This window comes from Aureliella helgolandensis (assembly GCF_007752135.1).
GTDB classification, from domain to species: Bacteria; Planctomycetota; Planctomycetia; order Pirellulales; family Pirellulaceae; genus Aureliella; species Aureliella helgolandensis.
On record NZ_CP036298.1, the window covers coordinates 5,794,973 to 5,806,443 of the forward strand.

An 11,471-nucleotide genomic window follows, 5' to 3' on the forward strand; every position below is an offset into this window, starting at 1 on the left:
CGTAAGCGAGAAAGTTACCGCACCCCATGTCAGCAAAGATCTACTACGACAACGACGCAGATTTGTCCCACCTCAAGGGTAAGACCATTGCCATCCTGGGCTACGGATCGCAGGGACATGCCCAAGCGCAGAACCTGCGCGATAGTGGCTGCGATGTGATCATTGGACAACGCGCCGGCAGTCCCAACTACGATCTAGCGGTCAGCCACAAGTTCAAGCCAACCTCGGTTGAAGATGCAGTCAAAGCGGCCGATGTCATCAACATCTTGCTTCCCGATGAAGTTCAAGGTGACATCTATCGCGACAGCATCAAACCGCACCTGAAACCAGGCAACGTCCTGATGTGCTCGCACGGTTTCAACATGCACTTCGGACAAGTCGAGCCACCCCAAGGTGTTGAAACGGTCTTGGTAGCCCCCAAGGGCCCAGGGCATTTGGTTCGCAGCGAATACGTTAAAGGTGGCGGAGTTCCTAGTTTGATCGCTCTTGGCGAAGGTTCGGGAGAAGTCACTCGCCAAATCGGTCTAGCTTACGCTAAGGGTATCGGTGGAACGCGAGGTGGCGTTATCGAGACCACGATTGCCGAAGAAACCGAAACCGACCTGTTCGGCGAACAAGTCGTTCTCTGCGGAGGCGTTAGCGAGCTCGTCAAAGCCGGCTTTGACACGCTTGTCGAAGCGGGATACCAGCCAGAAATGGCCTACTTCGAATGCATGCACGAACTGAAGCTGATCGTCGACCTGTTCTACCAAGGCGGCTTGAGCTACATGCGTTACAGCGTGAGCAACACGGCTGAATTCGGCGACTATACTCGCGGCCCTCGGATCATCACCGACGAGACTCGCAAGGTAATGAAGGACATCCTGACCGAGATTCAAACTGGCCAGTTTGCTCGCGACTGGATCCTCGAAAACCGTGCTGGCACGCCTGCCTTCAAATCGGTTCGTCGCCGCGAGCGGGACCTGCCGATCGAGCACGTCGGTCGCAAGCTGCGCAGCTTGATGAGCTGGATCGACGCCAAGGAAGTCTAATTCCCCCACGGCGCCACGACCTTGCGAGGCCACCTGTGTCCCACGACACAATTCGACTTAGGGGAGTCCGCGTCCACAATCTTCAGAATGTGGACGTGGACATTCCACGTGGCAAGCTCATCGCAGTTTGCGGGCTCAGCGGCTCAGGCAAAACATCTTTGGCGATCGACACGCTGTACGCCGAGGGGCAACGTCGCTACATCGAAAGCTTCTCCGCCTACACGCGGCAGTTCCTTGAGAGAATCGATAAGCCAGATTACGATTCCATCGAAGGGCTCCCACCGGCCCTCGCCGTCCGCCGCGGAAGTACCCCGCGGGGCAATCGCAGCACCGTTGGGACAGCCAGTGAGACGCTGGACTACCTGCGACTGTTGTTCTCTAAGATCGCTAAGCTTAATTGCCATCAATGCGGGCAACCGATCGTTGCGCACGGCCCCCAGTCAACGGCTTTGCATCTAGCCTCTCTGCCTAAATCCGCTAAGGTCATGCTGGCCTTTGCAGCCCACTGGGAGGATGTCGCAGAGCGCGCCGATACCTTGGCCGACTTGCAAGCCTCCGGATTCGTCCGGCTCCTGTCCGGTGAACAAGAATTGCTGCTGGGCCAGACCGATCGCGAGGCATTGGCTAAAACACTGCCGAAATCGGGAACAGTTTGGGTCGTCGTCGATCGGCTCAAAGGCGGCGATCCCCCGGCACGGACAACCGAAAGCCTTGAAACCGCTTATGCGCGAGGCTACGGCGAAATTGCATTGTTCGTGTCTCAAGCAGCGGTCCCTCCAGAATCGATTTCTGCCTCCACCTCCGAGCTCGTCCTTCAAAAAGTCAATGGCGCCAACTGGTTATTGGAACGATTCTCCCAACGTTTAACTTGCACGCGTTGCGATCTCGAATATCCCGCTGCAGAACCGCGGTTGTTCAACTTCAACAGCCCACTGGGCGCGTGCGGGGCCTGCGAAGGATTTGGCGATACGATCGATTTGGACATGAATCGTATCGTACCGGATCCCAATAAAACATTGCGGGATGGCGCTATCGCTCCCTGGAACACCCCCGCGTACAGTCAGTGCCTCGACGAACTATTGGACATCGCCGACGACCTGCATCTACCGGTGGATGTGCCGTACCACAAGCTCACGAAGAAACAGCTCCGAACTTTGCACCACGGTGCACCTGCACAGGGATTCGAAGGCCTAGACGGATTCTTTGCGTGGCTTGAACGGAAGAAATACAAAATGCACGTCCGCGTCTTTCTATCGCGGTGGCGAAGCTACAACCAGTGCGCAGCCTGCCAAGGTGCCCGGCTCAACCCCTTGGCACTATCCTACCGCGTTGCCAACCACCATTTCGCCGACCTCAGCAGCATGGAGATTCAGCAGGTCACCGAATTGCTTCGCGAACTGGATTTGCCCTCCCGAGAACGAGAAATTGCCATCGGCCCACAGGAGAAACTTCTGGACCGACTGGGCTACCTTCAAGATGTCGGCCTAGGTTATTTAACACTCGACCGCACCTTGAGAACGCTCAGCGGCGGCGAAGCCCAACGCACCGCATTGACAGCGGCACTTGGCTCCAGCCTCGTGAACATGCTGTATGTGCTCGACGAACCCTCTGTGGGACTTCATCCACATGACGTGGAACGCCTCTCATCAGCTATCGGAACCCTGTCGGGACGCGGCAACACGGTGGTCATGATCGAGCACGAAGAACTGCTGCTTCAACAAGCAGATTGGTTGATCGAAGTTGGCCCGGCGGCCGGAGCTCAAGGCGGGCGAATCGTCTGCTCAGCTCCACGGAAAAAGATCGCCAAAGGCGTTAGCCTGACCGTCGACTACCTCAACGGTGTGAAGAGCATTGCCGTACCATCCACGCGGCGCTCCACCGAACAGGGATGGTTGGAGCTGACGGGTTGTACAGGGCACAATCTGCAACACGTTGACGCAAGCTTCCCACTTGGAACCCTCTGCCTAGTTACCGGGGTCAGCGGCAGTGGCAAAAGCTCGCTGGTTCAGGATACGCTCTATCCGGCAATCGTCAACCAACTCTCCGGTGGGAGAGCTGATTGCTTGCCGTTTGAGCATCTCAAGGGATTGCACCAGATTGATGAATGCATCTCGGTAGACCAAAATCCAATAAGCCGTTCGCCGCGGAGCAATCCAATCACCTACGTCAAAGCTTTTGATGAGGTGCGGAGCGTTTTTGCTGGCACGGTTGACGCCAAGATCCAAAACTATTCACCTGGACATTTTAGTTTCAATAGTGACTTGGGGCGTTGTGCAAATTGCAAGGGCGATGGCTCACTGCAAATCGACATGCAATTCTTAGCCGATGTGGTGATGACCTGTCCCGTCTGCCATGGCCGCCGTTATCGAGCCGAGATACTGCAAGTAAAGTACCGTGACCAATCGATCGCTGATGTGCTGGACATGACCGTCCGCGAGGCCATCCAGTTCTTTCGTGGTCAAAAGAAGGTGCAGCAAAAACTGCAGGTGTTAGTCGATGTAGGGCTGGGGTATGTTCACCTGGGACAGCCAGCCACGACTCTGAGCGCGGGAGAGGGGCAACGCCTGAAATTGGCCACTCACCTAGCTAGCGCTTCTCGCAAGCGCACACTCTTCATTCTGGACGAACCTACCACAGGCCTGCATACCCACGATCTGCTCCAATTGCTAGGTTGTTTCAATGCGTTGCTCACCGCGGGACATTCGCTGATCGTGGTCGAGCACAATTTGCACCTCATGGCCGCCGCAGATTACATCCTGGACATCGGCCCAGGGCCTGCCCATTTGGGCGGCCGCCTAGTGGCTGCGGGCACTCCAGAACAAGTCTCTGCATCCCAACATTCTCAAACAGCCCCCTTTCTGCGGGAACATGGCGTCCGTCCCGATCCGCAACAGTAGATGCGTCTGCCGTGCCTTGTGGCCTCGCCACTCCAGTCCTGTAGATTGCTAACAGCAAATTTCGAGGGAATATCGGGGCTAATGTGGGTATCGCATCTTGCCACTCGAAATTGCTGATGGTCCGTTCCGCCAGAATGTCGAGACTCTCCCCAGCAGTCCAAGCGGCCGGCAATAGTCTCCAACAGTTTGAGACGTACCGCCAGCCGAACCTTAACGTACAGTAAGTTTTCGCGCGGCCTATCCTCTACCACGTTCTACCGGTCACACCTACTGCATGGCCCCTTGGGCAGAGACAACGTCTCTATAGCACAGCTGCCGCCTCACCCCTAGGTGAATCCCAACCACCTTACAACCTCCTACCGAGACTTTCGCCAACTTTGGCGGATACCCGCCAATCCTGGGAAAAAATTTCCCTATATCGGGTATTTTTCTGATTTAACTGTGGATCGGTGGCTGAAATTTTGCAATTCTTAGATTATTACGCAAATCGTAATACCCTACTCTTCTTTCTTTCACTCGACGGGAGTCCTATCTAAATGTTTCGTAACACATTGATTCCGAAGACGGTACCAAGATTTAGGCACCGCGCGTTTACCCTGGTCGAGCTGCTGGTGGTGATCGCCATCATTGGCATCTTGGTTGGGCTCCTGCTGCCTGCGGTACAAGCCGCCCGCGAAGCCGCTCGGCGGATGCAGTGCAGCAACAACGTCAAGCAACTCGCTCTGGCCATGCACAATTATGAGAGTAGCAACAAGCGGTTTCCTTCCGGCAACACCGCTTGGTATCCCGTCAATGCCTTACCCACAGCGGCTTCGCGTGGCGCAACTGGATCTGGCGTTGACACGAACAACAATTGGTACAACGGAATGTGGTCCTGGTCTGCCGCCGTCTTGCCATACATCGAGGGTGGCAATCTCTACAACACAATCGACTTCAGGGAGCGTCCCTACACGGCAGAGCGGGGTGACACCTGGTTTGTAGAATTCGGCCCTGATCCAGGCAATTCGCAAACGCCCGATCCAGCTCACCCGGGCATGGTCATCAATCAGTTTGCATCGACCAATGCTCCCGCCTCCTTCCGCTGCCCTAGCACCCCTGAAAGAGGAATCCTTGGGCATTTCAAAGACTACGCGATGAATGCCGGGCTAGGCCCGTACCCAACCGGTCAAGCCGATGCAATCGCACAAGCCTTTGCGGGTACCAATCAATCGAGTTGCTGTGCGGAGCGATCGATTACCGCCAGTGGAATTGGTTCGAAGAACTTTTACTGCAAGATTGGTGGAATTCCAGATGGAACCTCGAACACGCTGTTGATCACCGAGCAATCGAGCTCGATCCCAGGCTGGGACCATCCCACCAATCAATTCCTGTGGTTGAATCACAACTCGCAAGGCTTGGCTCAAGCCCTGCAGGGAACGCGCAACTATCCCCCCAACCCAGATCCCTTCGGAACGATTATGCCGGTCAAGACAGGTTGGGGACTGGCCGGACGTTGCTCCTACGGCTGGCACGTCGGTGGAATCGTGGTGGGTATGGCAGACGGAAGTGTGCAATTCATCTCCGATTCAATCGGTTTGCCAACTTGGCGTCGACTGCACAGTCGTGACGACGGACAACCGGTCAGCATCGAGCAGTAAGTTGTGTTCGGTGATTTCAAATTGCTTCAACTGCGTCTGAATGGCAACATTTGGGCGCAGTTGCTTTTGTACGTTCTCCCCAGTTCATCTTCGCTAAGAGATCTGAAAAACCAATGAGTTTCACTTTCTCGCAATTGTTCAATGCCCCCACTCTCCGCGCTCTGTTAGTGCTCGTCCTATTGAGTGCCGTTGGTTGTGGGGAACCAGATTTCTATACCATGAAAGGAACGGCCACGCACGACGGAGTGCCGATCCCTAATTTACAAATTACGTTCGCCCCCGAGGCGATCGACTCGACGCGACCGCCAGTCACGATTACCAAAGTAGACGGTACGTTTGAAATGACCACGGGTAGGAACCGAGGTATCCCTCCAGGGAAATACACGATTCACATCGAGGATCCCGGCGCCGCAGATGGACGCGTCACGCCTAAGAAGGACGACTCATACTACGACGCTTATATGTATGTCGTAGAGCGTTACTCGCCTGCCAACTCTGACCTTAACTATGATGCCAAGCAGCATGCAAGTGGCTACGAACTCAAACTTGACACCAAGGATCCCTCAAAACCTCTAGTGAAGAACCGCACTGCTAAGAATACGACTGACAATCCCTAGCAGCGCTCACCGTGCTGACCAGATCAAGGCCGGGTGCACCGCCACTACAGGTGCATCCGACCGTCACAGCGGACAAACTCCATTGCAACCCGACGCATCAGCGAGGACGTTGGACCATTCAGCAATTGGAAAATCAGCACCCGGGCAATGCTCGGCATACTTAGCCACTTGCAGGACCTCTCTCCTTGCTCACGCAGCGGGTTACAATTGGAACACCCAACCTCTAGATGCGTCCGCCCGTCATGCTTACCCGACGCCATTGCAACCCGACGCGTCAGCGAGGACGTTGGACGACTCAGCAATTGGAGAGCCAGCACCCGGGCACTGCTCGGCATGCTTGGCTCACTTGCAAGACCACTCTCCTTGCTCACGCAGCGGGTTACAATTAGAACACCCGACCTCTAGATGCGTCCGCCCGTTATGCTTACCCGACGCCATTGCCACCCGACGCGTCAGCGAGGACGTTGGACCATCCAGCAATGGGAGAGCCAGCACCCGGGCACTGCTCGGCATGCTTGCCTCACTTGCAAGACCACTCTCCTTGCTCACGCAGCGGGTTACAATTGGAACACCCAACCTCTAGATGCGTCCGCCCGTCATGCTTACCCGACGCCATTGCAACCCGACGCGTCAGCGAGGACGTTGGACGACTCAGCAATTGGAGAGCCAGCACCCGGGCACTGCTCGGCATGCTTGGCTCACTTGCAAGACCACTCTCCTTGCTCACGCAGCGGGTTACAATTTGAACACCCAACCTCTAGATGCGTCCGCCCGTCATGCTTGGACAAACTCCATTGCAACCCGACGCGTCAGCGAGGTCGTTGGACGACTCAGCAATTGGAGAGCCAGCACCCGGGCAATTCCTGGCATGCTTGCCTCACTAGCGGGACCTCTCTCCTTGCTCACGCAGCGGGTTACAATTGGAACACCCGACCGCTGGATGCGTCCGCCCATCATGTTTACCCGACGCCATTGCAACCCGACGCGTCAGCGAGGACGTTGGACGACTCAGCAATTGGAAAGTCAGCACCCGGGCACTGCTCGGCATGCTTGCCTCACTAGCAGGACCACTCTCCTTGCTCACGCAGCGGGTTACAATTGGAACACCCAACCTCTAGATGCGTCCGCCCGTTATGCTTACCCGACTCCATTGCAACCCGACGCGTCAGCGAGGACGTTGGACGTTTCAGCAATTGGAGAGCCAGCACCCGGGCAATTCCTGGCATGCTTGCCACTTGCAGGACCTCTCTCCTTGCTCACGCAGCGGGTTACAATTGGAACACCCGACCTCTAGATGCGTCCGCCCACTCTCCTTGGTCGTGCAACGGGTTACAAAATCAACAAGCCGTCGCGGTAGCGGGTAGGCTGCACACGGACTCGCGACGGCTGCTCTAGTCGACGGGGAAGCCTCGTTTACGTAACAGCGCTGCGGTGTCAACATCACGGCCGCGAAACTCGCGGAAGCTCACTGCCGGATCTTGCGTATCCCCTACCGACATGATGTGATCGTGCAATCGCTTGGCAACCTGCGGATCATAGTAGCTTCCGGCTTCCTCAAAGACCTCGGCCGCATCCGCAGTCAGGGTATCCGACCACAGGTAGCTGTAGTAACCAGCCGAGTAACTGTCGCTGGAGAAAATATGCGAGAAGTGAGGCGTACGGTGACGCATTACAATCTCCTTGGGCATTCCCAATTCGCTCAGCGTTTCACGTTCGAAAGCGTCGGGGTCGATGGCAACATCCCCAGCCAAGTGCAGCTTCATGTCCACCAGGGCGCTGGCCAAGTACTCGACCGTTGCAAATCCTTCGTTGAAGGTTGCCGCCTTCTTGATCTTGGCAAGCAAATCGGCCGGCAACGGCTCGCCCGTCTCAAAATGCACTGCAAACTGGTTGAGGACTTCGGGAGTCGGCAGCCAGTGTTCATTCAGCTGCGAAGGGAATTCGACGTAATCACGAGCCACATTCGTGCCAGCTTGCGACGGGTAGACAACGTTCGAAAGCAAACCGTGCAGGGCGTGACCAAACTCATGGAATAATGTATCGGCATCGTCCCATGAAATTAGTACCACCTCTCCGTCAGAACCTTTGACGAAGTTGCAATTGTTGGAAACGATGGGAGTGATCGCCGACGTCATATTCTCCTGACCTCGATAATCGGTCATCCAAGCACCCGAGCGTTTGCCCGTTCGAGCATACGGATCGAAGTACCACAGGCCCACGTGTGCGCCGCTTGCATCCAGCACTTCCCAGACACGGACATCGGGGTGAAACACCGGTACATCGGAGATGGGACGGAACTGCAATCCGTAAAGCTGGCCAGCCGCCCACATCATTCCTTCGCGCAGCTTTTCCATTTGCAAGTAGGGCTTCACTTCATTGAAGTCCAAGTCGTACTTTTGTTTGCGAACCTTCTCCGCGTAGTAGCGGTAGTCCCAGGGCTCGATTGTGACGCCATCCGCGTCGGCGAGCAGTTGCATGTCGGCCACTTCTTCGCGCGCCCGCTGAACCGCTTTAGGCCATACTTGCAGCATTAATTCCATCGCCGCTTCGGGTGTTTTTGCCATTTGTGGTTCGAGACGCCAATGCGCGTGCGTCTCGTAGCCTAGCAATTTCGCCCGTACCGCCCGCAACTTTAGGATTTCAGAAATGATCGCGTTGTTGTCGTGCTCGTCACCATTGTCACCGCGATTGTAATAGGTCGTCCAGACTTGCTGACGAAGCTCTCGATTGGCGGAGTAGGTGAGGAAGGGATCCATCGAGGAGCGAGTATTGGTGATGGCCCATTTCGCAGGTTGTCCCTTTTCCTTGGCAGCGGCAGCCATGGCAGAGATTAAGTTTTCAGGCAAACCGGCTAGGCTACTGGCGTCTTCAATCCAAGTTACATACCCCTCCTCATCCGCCAGAACATTTTGGCTGAAGTCGGTGAACAGATTGGCCAAGCGTTGATTGATCTTCGAAAGGCGGGTTTTGTCCGATTCGCTTAGCTTGGCGCCCTGACGGACAAACCGCTTGTAGTAGTCTTCGGTCAACCGTTGTTGTGCTGGATTGAGAGACTTGAATTCTTCTCCCTCATAAACGGCAGCAATGCGTTTGAACAAGCCACTGTTTTGAATGACTTGATCACTGTGCTTGGTTTCCAATGGTACCACGATTTTCTCAATGTCTGGCAGTGGCCCGACATTGAGATTTGAGGAATGAACACCAAACAACGCATCCAGGCGAGTCAATGTCTTGCCGCTCTGCTCGAGCGCTGCAATCGTGTTATCGAAGGTGGCCGGTGCGTCCTGGGCAACAATCGCATCAATCTCCTGCTGAGCTAAAGCAATTGCTGCAGTGAAACTTTCGACGAACTCCTCGGGACGCACTTCGTTCCACGGAGGTACGCCTCCATAGGGTCCCCTCCAGGGTTGCACTAACACTTGCGTTGTCGAATCCACAGATTTCCCTTCCTCTGATTCCGCTGCAAAAATTCCACTTGAGGTCGTTGTACTGAACAAGAACAAGGCCGACCACCGCAAAAGCATTCTTCGATTTGCACTGCGTCGAATAACAGGCATGAACGGCTTCCCATCTGAAAATAGAAATGTCGAATTACGGTTAAAACTCAACTGCATTGGTAGTGGATCTCACCTCAAGTTGCAAGCAGTTTAAGCCAAGCGACGGCGGCGATACCCTAGCAAAACCGTTCCAATCCCCAGACAGGCCAAACTGCCCACTTCGGGTACCGACACCAGTGGAGCAAGCGGCGAGCTACGGACGGTCGCGATTTGAGCGGCATTCAAACGCTCCCCTCTAGTGAGGCTACCACCAGAGGTCATCAAGTTTTCGGCAACCCCCGACAGATGACTCAGCCCCAAATTGTGGCCAATTTCATGAGCCACGACACTTGCAACAACCTCTCTGCCGGCGAGAAAGCCGGGCAAATTGTCGCCTACGTGTTGAGTAACACCGTTACCACGAATCGTTGCTAAGCCGTTGGCTGTATTCTCGCTGGTGTCTGCAAATCCAGCGGCAATCTCGACAAAGAACATGTTGAGCACATCGGAATTGGAATTCAAGACTCCCGCCGCACTACCGCTGGATACGATCGCCCCTAGATCGCTCGTTGGACGTACCTGATCCGATGCGAGCAAACCGACGTTGGCAAAATCGTCATGCCATGTGTTGGGTGTTAAGAAGCGAACCTCCAGGCCCGCTTGAGCCCATATGTCACCAATCAAACCCGTGATACTCGAAGCCTGTGATGCGGTGCCAAAGTATTCTGCCGTATTGGAGCCATCCGAATTGCTGACAATAATGGGCTGAACGGTAACACGATGCGTTATGGCCAGCGGTACGTTGACAAGCAAGTCAGCTTGCAGGCTTCCGCTGGGTAAGGCGAACGCTAAGATAACGACAGTGAACGCAATACGAAGCATGGGTTGCATCCGGAAACAAGAAAAGGGAAGGGTGCCCGCCTAGTATGAATCAGTTCGGGTTGGGAAACCACCACCAACTCCCCGAACGGGGAGGCAAGTCGCCACCAAGGCGACCACACTCCCCATGGACTGCTGCGACTTGTCGCAGCTTTCTTGCTCGGCAACCAAGCGTCTTCGGCCTATACCGAGTGACGTCACCAAACGCTCTTGCGTCCAACAATTCAGGAGATAGCGGTCGCACCAGAACTTTTGCTCGGTGGGCTAACCATTACGCACCCAGCAGCCCGACAAAGCGATGTCGAGTCATCGCAGTCCATGTGGACTGCTGCGACTCGTCGTAGCTTTCTTGCTCGGCAACCAAGCGTCTTCGGCCTATACCAAGTGACGTCGTCGAACGCTCTTGCGTCCAACAATTCAGGAGATAGCGGTCGCACCAGAACTTTTGCTCGGTGGGCTAACCATTACGCACCCAGCAGCCCGACAAAGCGATGTCGAGTCATCGCACTCCATGTGGACTGCTGCGACTCGTCGTAGCTTTCTTGCTCGGCAACCAAGCGTCTTCGGCCTATACCAAGCGACGTCGTCGAACGCTCTTGCGTCCAACAATACAGGAGACTGCGGTCGCACCAGAACTTTTGCTCGGTGGGCTAACCATTACGCACCCAGCAGCCCGACAAAGCGATGTCGAGTCATCGCAGTCCATGAGGACTGCTGCGACTCGTCGCAGCTTTCTTGCTCGGCAACCAAGCGTCTTCGGCCTATACCGAGTGACGTCACCAAACGCTCTTGCGTCCAACAATACAGGAGACTGCGGTCGCACCAGAACTTTTGCTCGGTGGGCTAACCAATACCCACCCAACAGCCCGACAAA

General features: G+C 55.4%; 6 protein-coding genes. 4 read left to right on the forward strand and 2 right to left on the reverse strand.

All coding sequences use genetic code 11. The features are described from left to right. Positions 1-26 precede the first annotated feature (26 nt). The 4 genes from ilvC to Q31a_RS20370 all read left to right on the forward strand — a co-directional run bounded on the left by ilvC (position 27) and on the right by Q31a_RS20370 (position 6,182). Positions 27-1,031: a ketol-acid reductoisomerase gene (gene ilvC / locus Q31a_RS20355; RefSeq protein ID WP_145082013.1), complete on the forward strand. Its 1,005-nt coding sequence runs from the start codon at positions 27-29 to the stop codon at positions 1,029-1,031. Positions 1,032-1,066: 35 nt separating this feature from the next. After that, complete coding sequence (uvrA, locus tag Q31a_RS20360; RefSeq protein WP_145082015.1) at positions 1,067-3,928, forward strand: excinuclease ABC subunit UvrA; 2,862 nt, start codon at positions 1,067-1,069, stop codon at positions 3,926-3,928. 536 nt (positions 3,929-4,464) lie between these two features. Further along, complete coding sequence (locus tag Q31a_RS20365; protein WP_145087468.1) at positions 4,465-5,565, forward strand: DUF1559 domain-containing protein; 1,101 nt, start codon at positions 4,465-4,467, stop codon at positions 5,563-5,565. A 113-nt stretch (positions 5,566-5,678) separates the two neighbouring features. Next, positions 5,679-6,182, forward strand: coding sequence for a carboxypeptidase-like regulatory domain-containing protein (locus Q31a_RS20370; protein ID WP_145082017.1), 504 nt, complete (start codon positions 5,679-5,681; stop codon positions 6,180-6,182). Positions 6,183-7,573: 1,391 nt separating this feature from the next. Here the strand turns inward: Q31a_RS20370 and Q31a_RS20375 are convergent. Beyond that, positions 7,574-9,619 carry a M3 family metallopeptidase gene (locus Q31a_RS20375; protein ID WP_231690858.1) on the reverse strand — a complete coding sequence of 682 codons (2,046 nt, stop codon included), beginning with the start codon at positions 9,617-9,619 and terminating at the stop codon, positions 7,574-7,576. Between the two features lie 210 nt (positions 9,620-9,829). Next, positions 9,830-10,600, reverse strand: coding sequence for a reprolysin-like metallopeptidase (locus tag Q31a_RS20380; protein WP_197355433.1), 771 nt, complete (start codon positions 10,598-10,600; stop codon positions 9,830-9,832). Between the last annotated feature and the right edge of the window lie 871 nt (positions 10,601-11,471).